General features: G+C 74.5%; 10 protein-coding genes. 4 read left to right on the forward strand and 6 right to left on the reverse strand.

Annotated elements, in window-relative coordinates:
* Positions 1 to 3 precede the first annotated feature (3 nt).
* Entirely contained in the window at positions 4 to 3,885 is a 3,882-nt protein-coding gene (locus tag CTE05_RS02975; protein WP_146844626.1) for an eCIS core domain-containing protein, read from the forward strand.
* A 2-nt stretch (positions 3,886 to 3,887) separates the two neighbouring features.
* On the opposite strand, the gene CTE05_RS02980 is transcribed toward CTE05_RS02975, so the two are convergent.
* Positions 3,888 to 4,451 (reverse strand): Pvc16 family protein, encoded by a 564-nt coding sequence (locus CTE05_RS02980; protein WP_146844627.1) that lies wholly within the window; start codon positions 4,449 to 4,451, stop codon positions 3,888 to 3,890.
* Between the two features lie 125 nt (positions 4,452 to 4,576).
* On the opposite strand from CTE05_RS02980, the gene CTE05_RS02985 reads away from it, so the two are divergent.
* A complete protein-coding gene (locus CTE05_RS02985; RefSeq protein ID WP_146844628.1) occupies positions 4,577 to 5,938 on the forward strand; it encodes an NlpC/P60 family protein in 1,362 nt (453 codons plus the stop codon).
* 21 nt (positions 5,939 to 5,959) lie between these two features.
* Here the strand turns inward: CTE05_RS02985 and CTE05_RS02990 are convergent, their stop codons facing one another.
* On the reverse strand, positions 5,960 to 6,643 hold the full coding sequence (locus CTE05_RS02990) for a response regulator transcription factor (RefSeq protein WP_146844629.1): 684 nt from the start codon (positions 6,641 to 6,643) through the stop codon (positions 5,960 to 5,962).
* A 98-nt stretch (positions 6,644 to 6,741) separates the two neighbouring features.
* Here CTE05_RS02990 and CTE05_RS02995 point away from each other — a divergent pair, with 98 nt between their 5' ends.
* Positions 6,742 to 8,547 (forward strand): dynamin family protein, encoded by a 1,806-nt coding sequence (locus tag CTE05_RS02995; RefSeq protein ID WP_146844630.1) that lies wholly within the window; start codon positions 6,742 to 6,744, stop codon positions 8,545 to 8,547.
* A complete protein-coding gene (locus tag CTE05_RS03000; RefSeq protein WP_146844631.1) occupies positions 8,544 to 9,980 on the forward strand; it encodes a dynamin family protein in 1,437 nt (478 codons plus the stop codon). The genes CTE05_RS02995 and CTE05_RS03000 overlap by 4 nt, the downstream gene beginning before the upstream one ends.
* On the opposite strand, the gene CTE05_RS03005 is transcribed toward CTE05_RS03000, so the two are convergent.
* Genes CTE05_RS03005 through CTE05_RS03020 form a run of 4 tightly spaced genes read right to left on the reverse strand, consistent with a single transcriptional unit; the run spans position 9,981 to position 19,616 of the window.
* A complete protein-coding gene (locus CTE05_RS03005) occupies positions 9,981 to 12,428 on the reverse strand; it encodes a hypothetical protein (RefSeq protein WP_146844632.1) in 2,448 nt (815 codons plus the stop codon).
* Positions 12,425 to 14,785 carry an NHL repeat-containing protein gene (locus tag CTE05_RS03010; protein ID WP_146844633.1) on the reverse strand — a complete coding sequence of 787 codons (2,361 nt, stop codon included), beginning with the start codon at positions 14,783 to 14,785 and terminating at the stop codon, positions 12,425 to 12,427. Before CTE05_RS03010 ends, CTE05_RS03005 begins: the two co-directional genes overlap by 4 nt.
* Positions 14,782 to 17,262 carry a PKD domain-containing protein gene (locus CTE05_RS03015; RefSeq protein ID WP_146844634.1) on the reverse strand — a complete coding sequence of 827 codons (2,481 nt, stop codon included), beginning with the start codon at positions 17,260 to 17,262 and terminating at the stop codon, positions 14,782 to 14,784. The genes CTE05_RS03010 and CTE05_RS03015 overlap by 4 nt, the downstream gene beginning before the upstream one ends.
* Positions 17,263 to 17,264: 2 nt before the next feature.
* The gene (locus tag CTE05_RS03020) at positions 17,265 to 19,616 is read right to left on the reverse strand and encodes a transglutaminase TgpA family protein (protein ID WP_146844635.1); all 2,352 of its coding nucleotides are present in this window, start codon (positions 19,614 to 19,616) and stop codon (positions 17,265 to 17,267) included.
* Positions 19,617 to 19,618 lie beyond the last annotated feature (2 nt).

Genomic DNA, 19,618 nt, shown 5'->3' on the forward strand with positions numbered 1-19,618 from the left:
CGGATGCCGGCGACGCGGGACGCCCTGGCCCGGGAACCGGCCGCGGCGGAGCGCGGCCGACCTCGGTCGCCGACCGTCGCCCGCGGCGGGACGCCGACCTCGAACGCGGGGATGGCGAGGCTGGCCCGCGACAAGGGAGCCGCGCGCGCGAACCTCGTGGGCGCCGCCGGCAACCGGATCGCGCGCTCGACGCTCGCCGTCTCCCACCCCCACGACCCCGCCGAGCAGGAGGCCGAGGCGATCGCCTCCCGGGTCGCCCACGGGGCTGCGCCACCTGCGGCCGCCGCCCGGACACCCGGCCCTGCCGCGGCGCGAGCCGTCGACGACGCTCCCGCGCCTGCCGACGACGTCGCCGCCGGTGGCGACGTCGAGGTGTCCACCGCAGTCTCGTCGCTCATCGCGAGCCCCGGAGCCGGAGCCCCGATGGACCCCGCCGTCCAGGCGAAGGTCGAGCCGCACCTCGGCGCCGACCTCGGTGCGGTCCGCGTCCACCAGGGGCCGGAGGTCGGCGCCGCGGCCGCCGAGCTGCACGCACGGGCCTTCACGGTCGGCGCCGACATCTTCCTCGGTGAGGGGGAGTCGTCCGCGGACCTCGAGCTCATGGCCCACGAGTCGACCCACGTCGTGCAGCAGCAGGCCGTCGCCGTCTACCGCGACCTCGAGGTCACCGACCTCCTCCCCGACTTCATCATCGACGGCGTCACGTCCGCCGCCCAGGAGATCCCCGGATACACGCTCCTGACCGTCATCACCGGCAAGGACCCGCTCACCGACGAGCCCGCCACCGTCAGCCGCACCGAGTTCGTCGAGAAGCTCCTCACGTTCGGGCCCTTCGGTGCCGCCGTCGGACCGCTCCTGCAGACCATCGACGTCCTCGGCGACATCGTCACGCTCCTCATGGACGCGCTCGCGGCGCACAACCTGACGCTCTCGCGGATCGGCAGCGACATCTCCGCCGCGTGGGACGAGATGGGGATCACCGAGGGGATCGACGGCAACGTCGCGATCGTCGAGCGCTACGTGAGCGCGATCGTCGCCGACATCCGGGCGTTCGTGTCCGACGTCATCGACGCGGTCATCGCGAAGGTCCGGGAGGTCGCGGCCGACGTCGCCGAGCCGCTCCTGCAGCGCCCCGAGATCGCGCCCTACTGGAACCTCGCCGTCAAGGTGTTCCACCACGACCCGCTGCGCGACGAGGACGTGTCCGCGCCGACCGTCGAGATCCTCGGGGACTTCCTGCGGCTCGCCGGCCGCGAGGAGGTCCTCGCGCAGATGACCGAGCGCGGCACGCTGCAGGAGACGGCGGACTGGCTCGACCAGCAGTGGGCGACCTTCACGGACCTGCTGAGCCGCACGGGTGCCCTGTTCACCGACGCGTGGGCGGCGATCAGCCCGGAGAACCTGCCGAACCTCATCGAGAACCTCACGTCCCTGGCAGACCGTGCCTTCAGCCTCCTGCAGGACGTCGGGGCCTTCGCGTCCACGATCCTGCTCAAGGTCCTGGAGCTCGTGAAGAAGTCGCTCCTGGGGTGGGCCAGCGAGCACGCGCACAAGGTCCCCGGCTTCCACCTGCTGACCGTGATCCTCGAGCGCAACCCGTTCACCGACGAGGCCGTCCCGCGCACCGCCGAGAACCTCATCAAGGGGTTCATCACGCTCCTGCCCGGCGGGGAGGCGATGTACGACGAGCTCGCGGAGTCGGGTGTCATCGGCGACGCGGCCGCGACCATCGAGTCCGCGATGACCCGGCTGAACATCTCCTGGGACCTGATCACCGGGACGTTCCTGGGGATCTGGAACACGGTGACCCTGGAGAGCCTGCTGTCGCCGATCGAGACCTTCGACCGCATCGTCGCGGCGTTCGGCGACCCGCTGAACCGGATCATCGAGTTCGTCGGCGTCGTGATCCAGACGGTCATCACGCTGATCCTGCAGCTGATGAACTTCCCGTCGGAGCTGCTCGGGAACATCATCGCGAACGCGACGGCCGCCATCGACGACATCATGAACGACCCCGTCGGGTTCCTGGTCAACATCGTCGCCGCGATGAAGTCCGGCTTCGAGGGCTTCTTCGGCAACATCGCGGGCTACCTGCTCGAAGGGCTGAGCGGTTGGCTGTTCCGGGGCCTGCGCGGGCTGGGCATCGAGCCGCCGACGTCGCTGTCCGTCGAGTCGATCATCACCCTGGTCATCCAGGTGCTGGGCGTCACGACCGAGACCCTCTGGACGAAGCTGGGCGAGCGCATCGGTCCGGAGCGCGTCGAGCAGATCCGCGGGGCGCTCGACCACCTGACCGGGGCGTGGACGTTCATCAAGGACGTGCAGGAGCGCGGCATCACCGCGGTCTGGGAGTTCATCCAGGGTCAGCTGAGCAACCTGTGGGAGACGGTCCTGACCACCGCCCGGGACTGGATCATGCGGGAGATCGTCGAGCGCGTCGTCACGCGCCTGCTCTCGATGCTCGACCCCACCGGCGTCATGGCCGTCATCAACGGGACGATCGCGTTCTTCGACGCGGTGCAGTCCGCGATCGAGTACTTCCGTGAGCTGCTCGAGATCGTGGACGGGTACGTCTCCACGATCGCGTCGGTGGCGCGCGGCGACGTCGCCCCGGGTGCGGCGATGCTCGAGCGCGGCCTGGCCAGCGCGGTGCCCGTCGCGATCGGCTTCCTCGCCAACCAGGTGGGCCTGGGCAACGTGCCCGAGAAGGTGCAGGAGATCATCGTCGGCCTGCGCGAGCTCGTGGACCAGGCGCTCGACTGGCTGTTCGACCAGGCGATGGCGCTGGGCCGCGCGGCACTCGACGCGCTGACGGGCGGAGGCTCCGACGAGGGAGAGGACACCCCGGAGAGCCGGGCGGTCAAGACGAAGGCCCGCCAGCGACTCCAGGAGCGCACGGCACAGCCGTTCGCGACGCGGGCGGAGCTGCAGGCCGTCCTCGACGGCGTCCTCGCCGAGCTGCGCCCCGAGGGCCTCAGGGAGGTGAGCCTGCAGGAGCGGACGGACGCACCCGGCCGGTACACCATCTCAGTCGCCGCCAGCCCGCTCGAGGAGGTCGACGAGGCCGTCGTCGGCCAGGCCGGCCCGGTGTCGGAGGCCGCGCGGGCTGCCCTGGCCAAGCTCTACCCGCTCAAGGAGCAGGCGACCGTCGACGCGGAGCTCGCCACGCTGGCCGCGGCGGGTCTGGCCGACGAGGAGCTCGTCCGGGCCGTCAACGCGGCGTACGACGCCCTCGTCGACCGGGAGCGGATCGCCCAGGTGCTCGTCGACGTGCACCGCGAGGCGGCCGGGGCGGACGGCAGCCCGCTCGAGCCGATCAGGATGCGGGTCGTCCGCCCCGGTGGACCCACGGGCGAGACCGCGGAGCTCAGCCTCGACCAGTCGGACCCGGCGCAGGCGTTCCTCGCCGCGCTCCTGCGCATGTCGAGCGCCGCCGCCGGACCTGCAGCCGAGGGAGTCGTCAACGTCACGGTGATCCTGAGCCACAAGAAGGTGAGCGGGAAGCTGGTGAACTTCAACGCCACGACGTTCTTCCAGGACGTCGTCAGCCAGGGCTTCCGGTTCCTCGACGTGGCGATCGTCGAGGACGCGGGCAGTGCCGAGCACGGCGCGGCGACGCACCTCATCCAGGACCTCGTCGTCGACAAGGCGCTCACCGCGGCCGGCATCGCGATGAACGCCAACGCGCTGCGGCAGCGGATCACGAACACGCTGTGGCTCGTGCTGTACGACCAGATGACGCAGGCGACGATCGACGGGGTCCTGACCAGCGACATCCTCAACGACCCCAACCGGCTCTACCCGGCGCTGCGCGGGTTCACCCAGGACCTCGACGCGGTCCTCAAGCAGGGCGACCGGTTGCTGGTCTCGGGCCCGACCGGCTGAGGTCAGCGCTCCACGACCCGCAGGTCGCGCTCGCGCACGGGCGGCCCGGCGACGAACTCCTTCGCCGGCTGCAGGGGCGCGATGAGCACGACGTCCAGCGACGGCTTCATCTCTCCGCCGAGGGCACTCCAGAGGTCGGTCAGGGACCGGTCCTCGCCCGTGGGCAGCGCCACCTGCAGGACGACCTGCTCGTCGGCCAGCCGTCCGGACAGGTGGGCGGCGGGGATGCGGTCGAACCGCACGAGGTTCTCCAGCATCTGCCCGAGCAGGTGGTGCTCGTCCTCGGGCCGGCTGGTCCACGCGGTCAGCAGGTACGAGAGCCGGAAGTACCGCGGACCGGGGCGGTGCCCGGTGATCCTGCCCCGCTGGTCGCGCACGGGCTGCGCGGCGGCGTCGCGACGCTCGACGTCCTCGCGGATGTCGTACATGAACACGTCGACGACGGGACCGTTGCGGCGGGCCGCCCACTCGGTGGTGGGGGCGTCGAACACGATGTCGGCGCTCTGCCCGCGCAGGACCTCCTCGCGCAGCAGCGCGCTGAGGGCCGCGTCGACGTCGGAGATCATCGCTCCATCGTCCGCCCTGGCAGAGCCGGGGCGACACGGTGCGCGGGTCGCGGTGCCCGAAGAGGCAGGCAAGACCACCCGCGGGGCCCGTTCACTCCTCCGGGGGACCGGCCTAGCCTGGACGGGTGAGCGTTCTGGAGGCGCGGGAGATCTACAGGTTCGCCCGCCTCGCCGGGTTCGAGCCCGACGAGGCCGCGACCATGACCGCGATCGCCCTGGCGGAGTCGGGCGGCGAGACCGGCGCCCACAACGCCGTCGGGGAGGACTCGCGCGGCCTGTGGCAGATCAACGTCGCTGCGCACCCCAGCCTGCAGGGCGTGGACCTGTCGGACCCGCTGGCCAACGCCAAGGCGGCGTTCGACGTGTCGCGCGGCGGTGCGGACATCTCGCCCTGGACGGTGACGCACGGCGGCGCCGGGGCGCGGTACCTGAGCTACCGCACGGAGGCCGAGGTGGCGGCGCAGCTCAACGGCGACCCCGTCGGTGGCTCGTGGGCGGGGACCGACGGCTACGGCGACGTCACGCCCGCCGGTGGGGGCGGGGGCGGGACCGAGGCGGGGGAGTGGCACCAGAGCGACGCGCTGCAGCAGTTCCTCGACGCCGCCACGGCGCAGGCGGGGGACACGTACGTGTTCGGGGCCGACGTGAACCTCGACGACGCGGACCCCGACGCCTTCGACTGCTCCGGCCTGGTGAGCTGGGCCGCCGGACGGGTCGGCGTCGACCTCCCGCACGCGTCCTGGAAGCAGTACCTCGAGCTCAAGGAGCTCGGCCTCGTCGTGCCCGTCGAGGAGGCGATCGACACCCCCGGCGCCCTGCTCTTCAACTTCCCGTGGGAACCGCAGCCCGGCGAGAGCAGCCGGCCCGGGAACGCGCACGTCGCGATCAGCATGGGCGACGGCCGCACGATCGAGGCGATGAACCCGAGCAAGGGCGTGCTGTTCGGGGAGGCGAGCGAGCGACGGTTCCAGTTCGCCGCCGTCATCCCCGGCATCTCCGACGGCACGGCGGGCGCCGCCACCGAGACCCCCGTCGACCCGGGCCTCGACAGCGACGGCGACGGCATCACCGACGTCCTGGAGGCCAAGCTCGGCCTCGACCTGTTCCTGGTGGACAGCGACGGCGACGGGATCTCCGACGGTTACGAGCTGCTCGTCACCGGTACCCAGGCCGCGACGGGCGACTCCGACGGTGACTCCATCGGCGACTCGGTCGAGCTCGGGCTGGGCACGAACCCCCTCGCGGCGGACTCGGACGGCGACGGGACCCTCGACGGCGCCGCGCCCGGCGGGCTCGACAGCGACGGTGACACCCTCGACGACGGGCTGGAACAGGCGCTCCGCTCCGACCCGTTCGGCACCGACTCCGACGCCGACGGGTTCACGGACAAGGCGGAGTACGGCGCCGGCTACGACCTCGCGGACCCGCTGAGCAACCCGCTCGTGGAGCCGTCCGGCGGGCTCGCCGACGACCTGCCCGGCACCTAGGGGCGGTCGCCCGCAGGCTCGTCAGATGAGGCCGTGGCGCACGGCGTACGCGACGGCGTGCGAGCGGTTGCGCAGGCCGAACCGGCGGGTGATGTCCTGGATGATCGTCTTGACGGTGCGCTCCGAGTAGCTCATGGCGCGCGCGATCTCCCGGGTGTCCGAGCCGTCCCCGAGCATCCGCAGGACGTCGCGCTCCCGGTCGGTGAGCGTCGCCATCGCCAGCAGCCGCGGGGCCGTCGCCGTCGGCCCGGCGGCACCCTGCCGCGGCATCAGCGCGGTCAGCAGGTCGGGGGGGATGACGGCCTCACCCGCCGCGACCGACCGGAGCAGGTGCCCGAGGCTCTCCGCGGTGACCTCGCGCCGGCGCAGCAGCCCGACCGCCCCGGCCTGGACCGCGAGCGCGACGGCGTCCGTGCTGACCTCCCCGAGCAGCACGACGACCCGCACCCCGGCGACGGCGCTCAGCTGGTGCAGGGCGGCGATGCCCTGCGGGGTCACGGCGTCCAGGACGACGAGTCCGATGTCCACGTGCCCGTCACCGGTGGCGGCCTCCAGGTCGTGCAGCTCGCCGAGCATGGAGCGCAGGCCGGCGCGCGTCAGGGGATCACCGCCCTGGACCCCGATGCGCAGCCGCACGCGTGGCACGGGCTCGGTGAACCCGGAGAGCTCGACCGTCGTGGGCCACCGCATCGTCGTCGTCGTCACCCGGACAGCGTGCCGAGCCGGGCTCAACAACCGCTCCACAAGAACTCAACGCGACCCGTCGGCTTCCCGGCACGTCGCTGGGCAGGGACAATGCGGACATGGGGGGCGACGTGGGGCACGTGCTCGAGGCGATCGCCCGGGCTGCGCAGCGGCACGACCGCCCCGACCTGCGGGCGCGGGTCGAGGTGGCGCAGGCGCGCCTGGCGGACCCCGCCTGCCGGGTCGTCGTCTGCGGGGAGTTCAAGAAGGGCAAGAGCTCGCTCGTCAACGCGTTGCTCGGTGCGCGGGTGTGCGCGACCGACGCGGACGTCGCCACCGCGATCCCGACGTACGTGCGGTACGGCGAGCGCCTGGAGGCGCACGTGCTCGACGAGGAGAGCCCGGGGTCGTCCCGGGGTGCGGCAGTCACGGCAGCCGAGCTCGACACCGTCGCCACCGGTCACGCCGGGCCGTCGGCGCGCGCGCTGGAGATCCTCCTCCCGCGCGAGCTCCTCGCGGACGGCCTCGTGCTGGTCGACACGCCCGGCATCAGCGGCGGGCTCGCCTCCACGCACGCCGGCATCGCCCTGCGCGCCCTGGCCGTGGCCGACGTCCTCGTCTTCGTGACCGACGCCGGGGCGGAGCTCGGCGCTGCCGAGATCGAGTTCCTCACCCAGGCCGCCGCGCTGTGCCCCGTGGTGCTCGGAGCGGTGACCCGTGTCGACCTCTACCCGCAGTGGCGCCGGATCGTCGCGGCGGACGCGGACCACCTGCGCGCCGCCGGCCTCGACATCGACCTCTTCCCGCTGTCCGCGCCGCTGCGGCACCACGGCCTGCGCGAGGGGGACCGGGACCTGCTGCTCGAGTCCGGGTACCCGCAGCTCACCGCTCGGCTCGCCGCCGAGCACGCCCGCGTCGCCGGGTCCGGGGGTGCGTCTGCGGCGGCGGTGGGGGCCAGCGTCGTCGGCCAGCTCGTCGCCGAGCTCACCGCCCAGCGGCGCGCGCTCGATGCCGACCCGGCCGCCCAGGAGCAGCGCCAGGCCTGGGCGCGTGCGCGCGAGCAGGCGGCCGACCTGCGGACGGCAGGCTCGCGCTGGCAGCAGGTGCTGTTCGACCGGATGGCCGACCTCGGGGCGGAGGTCGAGCTGGACCTCACCGTGCGCATCCGGGCCCTGCGGCGGGAGGCGTCGGAGCGGATCGCCCAGATGCCCCCTGCGCGGCTGGCGGCGGATCTCGGGCCGTGGTTGCAGCAGCGCACCACCGAGCTGCTGCTCGACCACCAGAGCGTCGTGCGCTCGCACGCCGACCAGGTGGCGGACGCCGTCGCCGAGCAGTTCGGCTCGGCCGCCGCGGAGCTGCGGCGCGGCCTGGACCTCGGCGGTGACGAGCCGGCCCCGGCGCGTGACATCGCGTTCGCCCCCACCGGGTCGGCGTCCGCGTCCCGGCTCGACATGGGTCTGGTCGCGCTGCGCGGCGGGTCGGCGGGCGCCATGATCTCGCACGCCGCGGGACTCGTGCTCGGCCTCGCGTTCCCCGTCGTCCTGCCCGCGGCGCTCGTCCTGTCGACCGTCTTGGCGGGCAAGTCCTGGCAGAGCGCTCAGAAGGCCCAGCTGCGGGCGTTGCGCGCCGACACCGACCGCGCTGTCGCCGGGTACCTCGAGGAGGTCGACACCGCTGCCCGCAAGGACACCCGTGACGCCGTCCGCCGGCTGCAGCGCCGCCTGCGCGAGACGTTCTCCGCCCGGGCGAGCGAGCTGTTCACCACCGCCACGCGGTCCGCCGAGTCGCTGTCCACGTCGCTGACCGGGGACGACGAGGCCCGCGCCACCCGACGCGCCGCCCTGGACTCCGAGCTGGACGCGCTGCGCGGCCTGCAGCGGGAGGTGGGCGCCCTGCTCACCGGACTGCTCCCGGTGGCGGCGTGAGCACGTCCACGGCGGTGCGGGCCCTGCTCGCCGACGCCCGCGACGCGTACCGAGGACTGCCCGAGGCCGACCAGCTGCAGGACGTCCTCGACCGTCTTGACGGGCCGTTGCGCGTCGCGTTCGCGGGACGCGTCAAGGCCGGCAAGTCCACCCTGCTCAACGCGCTCGTCGGCGAACGGCTCGCGGCCACCGACGCGACCGAGTGCACGCGCATCGTGACCAGCTACGTCAACGGGCCCGCCACCCGTGCCTGGGCGTACCCGTTCGGTGCGGAGCCCGTGCAGGTGCCGTTCGTGCGTGCCCGCGGGCAGACCAGGATCGAGCTCGGTGCGCTGTCCGTGGACCAGGTCGCCCAGCTCGTCGTCGAGACCCCGAACGGCAGGCTCGAACGGCTGACCCTCATCGACACCCCCGGGATCGGCTCCGCGCGGGCCGAGGTCTCCGCGCGCACCGAGGCGTTCCTCGTGGACTCCGCACCAGGCGCCGACGCGGTCCTCTACCTGATGCGGCACCTGCACACCGCGGACGTCGGCTTCCTGCGCTCGATGTCCGACGAGCACGACGCCGGCACGTCCCCCGTCAACGCGGTCGGCATCCTCTCGCGCGCCGACGAGATCGCCGGCGGCCGCGAGGACTCGCTCGAGGTCGCGGGCCGGATCGCCGCGCAGTACGCCGCGGACGCACGGGTCCGGACGCTCGTGCAGACGGTGGTGTCCGTGTCGGGGCTGCTCGCGCTCGCGTCGACCGGGCTGCAGGAACGGCAGCACGCCGCGGTCGTCGCGCTGGCCGACGCTCCCACGTCACTGCTCCTGTCCGCCGACCGCTTCCTCGACGCACGGCCCGAGCTGGGCCCGGCGCGGGAGGTCCGCGCCGAGCTGCTCGAGGTGCTCGGCCTGTTCGGGGTGCGGCTCTGCGTGAGCCTGGTCCGCCTGGGCTCCGCGCCGGACGCCGGTGCCCTCGCGGCGGCGCTGCGCCGGCTCAGCGGCCTGGAGGACGTCCGGGCGCTGCTCCTGGAGCGGTTCATGGGTCGCGCGGACGTGCTGAAGGCGCAGCACGCTGTGCGCACGGTCGAGACGGCTCTGACGGAACGGCCGGTGCCGGAGTCGGGGGCGCTGCGGCGGCGCATCGAGGGTGTGCTCGCGGGCGCGCACGAGCTCACCGAGCTGCGGCTGCTGGGCGACCTGCGCACGGGCGAGCTGGACCTGGGTGACGACGACGCGCTCCTGGACGCCGAACGGCTGCTGGGCGTCGAGGGGTCGTCCGTGCGGGAGCGGCTGGGGTTGGAGCCCGACACGACGGACGCCGACGTGCGCCTCGCCGCGGTCGAGGCGCTGCGACGGTGGCAGCGCCGCGGGTCCAGCCCGCTCGCGACACCCGACCTGCGGCGCGCGGCGGAGCTGGTGCGGCGCACCTGCGAGGGGTTCCTCGGCTGACTACCAGCACCCGGCGTTCACGCCGTTGAACGTCGTCGTGGCACCGCTCGAGTCCCTGGCCACGTACACCCAGGTGGTCGCCGTCCCGAGGTTGGCGAAGTCGACGACCTCCCGCCAGGTGCCGGGCGAGATGATGCCGGCGTCGTAGGTCGCTCCGTTGATCGTGAGCGTCACGACCAGGCTGTCGCCGTCCGCGTCGTCGAAGGCGGCGAAGAACGCGGGGCCCCAGGTGGCGATCACGTGGCACGAGGTCGCACCCAGGACGGGTGCCCGGTTGGCGAGCACGTCCCAGCCCGGTCCGCTGCCCCCGTCGAGGAACGCGTACACGGCGCCGGCGTTCAGCCCGTCGACCGCCGGCTGCCCGACCACCGAGATCAGCACCTCGGCGGTCTGTCCCGCGGAGAGGCTGAGGGAGGCGGGCGAGGCGGAGAGCCAGGGCGCCGTGTCCAGGTCGACGTGGCTCTCGCCGACGCATCCGGAGGGGACGGTGAAGACGACCGCGCGCGGCCCGGACAGCAGGTCGAGCGGTCCGGCCGTCACGCTGCCCGCGTTGCACGGGAACCCGACGACGAAGCTGACCGAGCCGGACGCCGACCGTGCCCCGCTGGTCACCTCGACCGTCACCGTCCACGTGCCCGCCGAGCCGACGGGGACGGCGACCGACCCGACCCCGGACGCCCCGGGGACGGCGACGGCGGCCCCGTCCTTGGTCGCCGTCCATGCCCACGTGGTTCCGGGTGAGCCGCCCGAGAGCGCAGCGGTCACGGTGGCGACGCTGCCCGGCGTGTACGACGGTGCGTCGGCCGTGACGGAGGTGATCGCGACCGCGTCGGGGTCGACCGCGGTGAACGCCAGCGGGGGTGCGCTCGCGGTGCCGCCAGGACCGGTGATCGTGAGCGACAGCAGCAGGTTGACGCTGCCGGCGCTCGGAAGTGTCGTGGTGAAGCCGCCCACGGACGACGAGGTGGTCACGACAGGCCCCGCGGACTCGGACAGCGTCCACGACCAGGTGGCGTCCTCGACGTTGGACACCGCGGCGCCGAACGTCGCGGAGGCGCCGAGCGTCGGCGGGTTCGGCTCGACCGACAACGAGCTGATGACCGGCGGCAGGTCCGGGTCGGGTGGAGGCGGCGACGGGTCCGCGGTGCTCGGGGCGGTCGACGCCTGGGGTGCGCCCCGGGCCGGGGGCGGCGAGGCGGTCGTCGGCGGGGCGGGCGCGTCGGTCGCGGCCGGTGCGGGCTGCGGTGCGGCCGGTGCCGGTCCGGCGACGGGGGCGTCCGGTGCGTCGTCGGGGGTGATGACGGTCGAGGGCTCACCCGTGCTGGGGTCGTACTTGGAGAGCGCCTCGGACTGCCGCCACGCGTCGCCGTCGAGGGTCAGGACGCCGGCCGTGGCACCGTCGAGGTCGTTGTAGAACACGAGGCCGTCCTCGGCGACGAGCTCGACCTGGTGTCCCGGCTCGGCGAGGGTGAACGTCGCGGCCACCGTGTCGGTGCGGGTGTCGATGACGGTGGTCGTGCCGGTCGCCCGGTCGGGCACGAACACGAACCGTCCCGACTGCGCCAGCGGGCCGAAGTCGGGCTGGGCTGCGCTGGACACGGGGATCACGCGGTCGCAGTCGTCGCGCCCCACCCTCGCGACGAGGACGTTGCCCGTCTGGGAGACCGCGGCGAAGACCTCGGCGTCGGTCTGCGAGCCGAGGAGGTGCAGCGTGTCGTCGAGGCGCACGTCCAGGCAGGACTCCGCGCCCGGCCGGCCCCGGTCGTCGAGGGCGCGGATCCGGGCGGCGGCGAGGTCGACGAGCACCGGTCGGCCCTGCACGACGACGAGGCGTGTCCGGGCGTCGGCGGCGTCGAGGGCGACGTGCTTCTCGGTGTCGAACCAGGTCAGCCCGCCGCCGTCGGCGTCGACCAGCCACAGCCGACCGGCGTCGTCCACGACGGACTGGTCGGGACCGGGCGTCGCGGCGGTCGAGAGCGTCGCGCGGACCTGCAGCGTCTCGGGGTCGATCCTCGTCGCGGCGCGTCCGACCGGGTCCAGCACGAACACCGTGCCGCCACCGTGCAGGACCGAGACGTCGGAGCCCGGCTCCGCGAACTGCACGAGGTCGGACAGCTCACCGGTCGCCCCGTCGACGCGCGTGACCGTCCCCGCGGCCGCGTCGGCGACGTACGCGGACGAGCCGGCCTGCTCCACGCGGTAGGGGCCCCCGACCGAGGGGAGCCGGACCGAGGCCATCACCTCCTCGGACGGCCCGTCGAGGAGCGACAGCAGCCCCTCGGCCGGGGAGACCACCCAGGCGCTGCCGCTGCTCTGCAGCAAGGACTCGACGGGGTGCCCGCGCCCGGCGACCGCGGCGACCACGAGGGGGACGGCGACGACGGCTGCGAGCACCGCGGCGGTGCCCGCCCGGGCGGGCGGCCGCAGCCGACGCCACGAGCGGCTCATGGCAGGAAGTAGGTGATCTCACCCGGCGGTGAGACGCGGCCGACGAAGCACATCCGGGAGAACGAGCTCGCGACCGTGAGCCCCCGGCCCGCGTCGGCCTCGTTCTCGAAGGTGGCCAGCAGCGAGTTCCCGGCGACGAGCCGCCACACGTCGCGCACGATCTCGGCCGACGACGGATCGTGCGAGATGCAGTCGGTCCGGCTCAGCACGGGCTCGCCCGCGTTCGGGCCGTTCCAGTACATCATCTCGGGGTCGGGTCGTCCGATGAAGCACCGGGACGCGTAGTGCTGCGCGACGATCAGCGCGTTCTGCGCGTCCTCCTGGGAGTCGAGGATGAACATGCGGGACGTCCCGTCCGTCAGCAGCCAGGAGCCACCGCCCTCGTCCACGATCGTGAGGTTCGCCCGGTCGGTGGACAGGCAGTCCTCAGGCTCGACGGGGGCCTGGTGGAACGCCGCCGTGACCGCTGTGTCCTCCGAGACGACGACGTCGCAGCCGCCCGTCCCGGAGCACGCTCCGCCCCACCCGTCGAACACGGCGGGGAACTGCCGGCTGGGGATCGACAGACCCGCGGTCGTCCCGGGGGTCAGGTCGAACGTGCAGACACCGTCGCACGGCGCACCGTCCACGTCGACGGTCCCGCCCCCGGCGACCGTCACCGTGAGCGTGGCGACGGGTGGGCCGGCCACCGTGAGTGCCAGCTGGCGGGGCGCGGACGAGCCGCCCGGGCCCGACACCGTCACGGTGACGACCACGTTCGGGTCCCCGTCCACCGGGAACGTGAAGCCCGTCGAGAAGGGGCTCGTCGCGGTGGCCAGCTCGGTGCCGCCGCTCGTGGCGATGCGCCAGCTCCACGCCGTGACCTCGCCCGAGACGGTCGCCTCGAAGGTGGCCGGTTCGCCTGCCTGGACCTGCGCGGGCGACGCGGTCAGCGACGTGACCGACGGCGGGGCCGCCGGGACGTCCGACGGTGACGGGCCGGGGGCCGGGGTGCTGCTGCCGGGTCCGGGGGACTCGCTCGCGCGCGGTGCCGGTACGGCCGCGACGGGGGGCTTCGGGCCGTCCGGCGGCGGTGTCGACGGGGCCGGCCCGCTGGTCGGCCCGGGCGCGGGCGCGACCTCCCCGGGAGCGGGACCCGCGGGAGCGGCCTGCTGGTCCTGCGGGACGGCGACCTGCTGGTCCTGCGGGACGGCGACCTGCTGGGACGACGCTCCCGCCGGTGCGTACTTCTGCAGCGCATCGCCCTGTGTCCAGGCCTCCCCGTCGAAGGTGAGGACGCCCGCGGTCTCTGAGTCGAGGTCGTTGAAGAAGACGATCCCGTCCTTGCTGGCGAGCTCGAGACGGTTCCCGGGCGGCGTCAGGGCGAACGAGTCGGCGATGGTGGAGTCGGCGGTGTCGATGATCGTCGTGCGCCCGGTGGTGCGGTCCGGCACGAACAGGTAGCGGTCGCTCTGCACCATCGGGCCGAAGTCGTGCCCGGCCTCCTCGGCGACGCGCACGACGCCCTGGCAGTCGCCGGTGTCGAGACGCGCGACGACGACGTTGCCGGTCTGCGCGACGGCGGCGTAGACGCGGTCGGCGGTGGCCGAGCCGAGGAGCTGCACGGTGTCGTCGGGGCGCACGTCCAGGCAGGACCAGCGGTCCACCTGCCCGTCGCCGCCCAGCGTGCCCAGCTGTCCGTGCGCGAGGTCGGCGAGCACCGCCCTGCCCTGCACCAGGATCACCTGCGCCCGGGCGTCGGCGGGTGCCCGGACGACCTGGTCGTCGCCGCGGAAGGACGCCAGGCCGGTGCCCTCGCTGTCGACGACCCACAGCCGGCCGTCGTCGTCCACGGCGGACTGCCCGGTGCCGGGGGTGCTGGCCAGGGAGATCGTCGCGGTCAGGGTCAGGGCGTCCGCGTCGAGGACCGCCGTCGTGCGGCGCACAGGGTCCACGACGTAGGCCTGGTCGCCGCCCTGGAGCACGGTGACGGGGGACCCGGGGTCGGCTACGAGAACCGGAGTGCCGGCGGCGTACGTCGCACCGTCCACGCGTGCGAGCGTGCCGCGGGTCTGGTTGGAGACCAGGGCCGAGGCCTCGCGCTGCACGACCGAGAGCACGTCACCCGCGGCGGCGCCCGGTGCCGGCAGGGTGTCCACGACCTCCTCGGACGGCCCGTCGATGAGCGTGACGGTCCCGGCGCCCAGCGACGCCACCCACGCGCTCCCGCTGGACTGCGCGAGCCGGTCGATCGGGTTGCCCTCGCCCATCACGACGGCGGCGACGAGCGGCGCGGCCACCAGCACCGTGACCAGCGTGGGCGCCACGTTCCGGCTGCGCGTGACCGCCCGGAACCGGGACGCCAGGGTGGGGCTCATGCGGCGCACCCCCCGACCGGGACGGTGCGGACCTCGGACACGGACCCGAACCGGTCGGTGGCGCGCACCGAGAAGGTCGTCGCGTCCCCGAGCGGCATCTGCTCGGGACCGGTGAGCTCGTACACCCCGCGACCCGACGGCCCCGGCAGCATCCGGTACCCGCCGTCCGGCCCGCCGGGGACCCCGTCGAGCGTCAGCCGGACGTCGAGGGCTCCCGCGTCGGCGTCCGCGAGCTCGGCCCGGAAGCGGGGGCGGTCGCCCGAGGCCGCGTCGGGCGCGGTGCACGTCGGGTCGGCGGTCCAGGCGGGAGGCAGGTTCACGCGCACGTCGACCGGTACGCGCACGTCCCCCAGGACGAGGGTCATCGCACCCGGCAGCACACCGTCGGACGGCGGCGAGCCCACGACGCTCAGGTCCACCGGCACCGGCGTCGCGTCGGCGCTGCGGAACCGGTCCTCGACGACCTCGGTCGGCCCGGCGGTCACGTCGACGGTCGGCGTGGAGGACGACAGCCAGGGCGGGAGCTCGAGCGCGACCGTCGCGTCGACGAAGCAGTCGTCGGCGGTGATGTCCACCGTGGCGGTGCCGTCCTCGCGCAGGTCGACGAACCGGCGGTTCGCCAGGGCAGGGACGCACTGGTCGGCGTAGGTGACCGGGACCGACGCCGTGTCGGACAGCTCCCCGCGCGTGATGGTGAGAGCGACGGTGTAGACGCCCTCGAACGGGAACTGCAGGGGCAGGGGAGCGCCCGGCGCGGGCTGCCCCGGGAACGGCAGCGGGATCCCGTCGAGGGACACCTCCCACTGCCACGTCGCGTCCGCGCCCGAGAGGCCGGACTCGTCGGCACTGATGTTGGTCACCTCACCGAGGCCCGGTGTCGGGTTGTCGATGCTGAAGCTGGCGATGCGCGGGGTGGGCACGAGCACGGCGTCCAGGGGGCGCGAGAGCGTCGACCGGCGGCCGTCGGCGTCGGTCACGACGAGCGTCAGCTCGTACGTCGAGGGTTCCACGCCCCGGAGCGTGACCGTGGGCGCACCCGCCTCCTGCGAGGACCAGACGACCGTGCCGTCCGGCCCGGTGACGCTCCACTCCCAGCGCGCACCGGCAGCCCCGCGGACCAGGGGCGTGAGCGTGACGGGGCTGCCGAGGACCGCCGGGTCCGGCCGGACGTCGACCCGGGTGATCGTGGGCCCGCCGCTCACGGAGCTCGTCGGGGCATCGGGTGCCGTCCTGCCGTCGCGGACCGGTGCGAACGTCGCCGCCTCGGCGGTGGTGCCGGCACCGGACGCGCCGGTGGCGTCGTCCCCGCCGCCCACGACGGCGACGCCCTCGTCGGTCGCGGCGTCGTACTTCTCGACCGGGGTGCCCGTCCAGGCCCCCTCGTCGAGGGTCAGCACGCCCGCGACCTCGGAGTCGAGGTCGTTGTAGAACACGATGCCGTCCTTCGTCGTGAGCTCGACCCGGTTCCCGGGGCGGGTGAGCGGGACGTCCGCCGCCTGCTCGCCCCGGACCGTGTCGACGACGAACGTGTGGCCCGTCGTCCGGTCCGGCACGAACACGTAGCGCCCGTCCTGGGCGAGGGGTCCGAAGTCGGCCGTCCCGGGTTCGGCGAGCGGCACGGCGGTGCTGCAGTCGTCGCGGTCGAGCGCCGAGATGACGAACGTCCCGTCGTCGGGCACGGCGGCGTACACGTGCCCGCTGGTCAGCGACCCGAGCAGACGCGCCGCGGAGCCGGGCGGCAGCCCGGTGCAGGACCAGCCGCCCTCCTGACCGTCCGGCCCCAGCTCGACGGCACGCCCCGCGGTCACGTCGACGAGGACCGCGCGTCCCTCGACGAGCACCAGCCGGGACTCCGTCGTGGCGAGCCCGTCGATCACGTGCTTGGCGTCGTCGAACCAGGTCAGCGAGCCCGTGGTCGCGTCGACGACCCACAGCCGTCCGTCGGAGTCGACGACGGACTGCCCCTCACCGGGCTCGGCGGCGAGCGAGAGCTCGAGCCGCGGCTCCAGCGTCTCGGGGTCCGCGTGGGTGGCGGTGCGGCGCACCGGGTCGACCAGGTACACGGCGCCGCCGCCCTCGAGCACCTGCGGCCGGCCGCCGGGTGCGGCCACGGCCGCCGGCTCGCCGACGTCGAACGTGGCGCCGTCGACCCGGAACGCCGTACCGAGGGTCCGGTCGACGACGTACGCCGACGACCCGGCCTGCGTCACGGCGAGGTCGTCGCCCGCCAGCGCTCCCGGCGCGACGACCGTGGCGACGACCTCGTGCGACGCCCCGTCGATGAGCGACACCGTGCCCTGCTCCGGCGAGGCCACCCACGCACGCCCGCCGACCTGCTCCTGACGTGATGCGGGTGCGTCCGCGCCGAGCTGGGCGGCGAGGGCCAACGGCGCCGCGACCAGTGCGCACGCGACGACGCCGCCGACCGCCGGACGGCGGCGATGACGGCGACGGGTCGTGGGGGAGTCGCGCAGCACGGTCACTCCTGACGCGAGCCGCCCGCCGCGCCGACCAGCTCCTCCGCCGGCCTCGGCGACAGGGTCTGCACGATCGCGCTCTCGGGGGGTGCGGACCGGCGCACCCAGCGGTTCGTCGGGTCGAGCAGCGGGCGCGGGTCCACGGCCGCTCGCCAGCGCACGGCCGGCGGCAGGCCGGCGGCGAGCGCCTGCCGGACCGACTCCTCGAGCTCCCACGCCTGCCGCGCGACACCGCTGGACGGCGGTGCCGGGGCGTAGACCGCCGCGGTCGCGAGGCGCGCGAGGGCGAGCAGGTCCGTGCCTCCGCTGACCTGGTCGTCGGCCGCAGCCCGGTGCGCGACCTCGATCGGCGTCCACGTGGGCGGGGTGGGCACCCCGATCTCCCGCAGCCGGTCCGTGGTCTCGCGCCAGGCTCCCGCCACCTGCGCGGCCGCGTCCCCGCCGTGCCGCCGCCGGGAGCGACGCACGCGCTTGGCCACCAGGATGACGACGAGGAGCAGCAGCGCCAGCAGGACGAGCCCGACGACGGCGTAGGCGGACCCCCGCGCGACCGTCGCGAGCGCCCCGCCGCCCTGCTCGCCCGCCTGGTCGGTGGCGGTGGCGTCCGGCTGGGCCGGCTGCGCGGCCGCTGCGTCGGAGGGCAGGACCGCGGCCTCCGGGTCGCGCGGCGGCTGCGGGCCGGCGAGGTTACCGGTGTCGGTCGGCTCGAAGGCGACCCAGCCGTACCCGTCCAGCAGCACCTCGGGCCACGCGTGCACGTCCGTGGCCGTGACCGTGTACGTGTTCCCGGAGCGGGCGGCGTCGGTGAGCAGGTAGCCGACGGCGACGCGCGTGGGGTAGCCCAGGGACCGGGCGAGGATCGCGAACGCCGACGCGTGCTGCTCGGCGTTGCCGGGCTCCGTCGCGTCGCCCACGAGCATCCGCTTCACCGCGCCGTAGGAGTGGCCGGGTCGCGCGTCGGCGGCGTAGGGACGGGCCTCGAGGTAGTTCTGCAGCTCGGACAGCTGCGTCCACGGCGTCTCCCAGTCGGCCTTCGCCTTGGTCGCCTCGTCGGACACCCAGGACGGTACGTCGGGGAGGGCCGTGAGTCGTTCGGCGGCCTCGGCCAGGCCCGCGGTGTCGATGTCGGCCTCCCGCGCGATCCGCGCCGTCAGCGTGTAGGAGACGGGTCCGGCCACGGGGTCGTCCGACGTCGCCCGGACCAGGGAGCCCGAGTCCTCCTCGATCGCCGCCGTCGTGCCCTCCAGCGTCAGGGGCTGCCCGACGACCGGCAGGTAGGGGCTGCGTGCCGTGAGGACCTCGACCTCCAGCGTCACCACGTCGCTCCCCGCGGACGGGGGATCCGCGTGCGGGAGCTGGCTCCCGGCCAGGACGAACGTGCCGGACTGGCTCCACAGGGCGCCGTCGAACGTGTCCAGCGCGGCCAGCCGGATCCGGTTCACGGGGGCGTTGCTGGACCCCTCGACGGTCACGCGGTAGAGCGGCGTCGGCGGCCCGACGAGCTGCGGCTTGAGCTCGACCAGCGGGGAGAGGCCGGCGGTGACCTGCACGTCGGCCTCGTGGGAGTCGCGCGGGTCGGCCCGGTCGGTCCCGTCGGCGATCGGCAGCAGCAGCGCTCCGGCGGCAGCGAGCGCGATGACGAACGCGACACCCGGCAGCCCGAGGAGCACGCGCCCGACCGCGGACGTCCGGCGGGCGGCGACCGCGTCCGAGCCGACGGCCTTGTCGAGCGCGTCGTCGCGCGCGTGCTCGGCCGCGACCGCCTGGCTCACGACGGCTGCGGGGTCGGGGCGGTTGGCCCGCACGAGCACGAGGGCCGCGAGGCAGGCCAGGACGCCGACGGTCACGGGCAGCTGCGTGACGTCACGTGCGGCGGTCACGGCGAGCGCGAGGACCAGGACGCCGAGCGCGGGCAGGCAGAGGGCGACCACGGCGGACGTCCGCAGGACGAGCAGCCCGACGACGTAGGCGGCGACGAACCCGGCGGCGACCGGGAGCGCGACGACCTCGGGACCCGGGTCGGCCGGCAGCGCGACCGTGAGCATCCGGTCCCAGCCGGAGAGCAGGTCCTGCGCGGTGGTCGCGGGCGACGGCGGCCAGGGGTCGAGCGCGAGCAGCGCGTACAGGAACAGCCCCACCAGCCCCACCGGGGCGAGCAGCCACGCCGGCCAGTGCCACACCGCCCCCGCGACGGCGAGACCCACCCCGGCCAGGACCGCACCGAGGGTCACCGGCAGCCAGGACGGCCCCGCGAAGTACGGTCCGAACGCGAGGCACGCCACGCCGACGCCCACCGCGGCCAGCACGAGCTCGAGGACCACCCCCACCGTCGCGCGCCACCGCCCCCTGTCCACCA

Source organism: Cellulomonas terrae (genome assembly GCF_007990265.1).
In the GTDB taxonomy this organism is placed as follows: domain Bacteria; phylum Actinomycetota; class Actinomycetes; order Actinomycetales; family Cellulomonadaceae; genus Cellulomonas; species Cellulomonas terrae.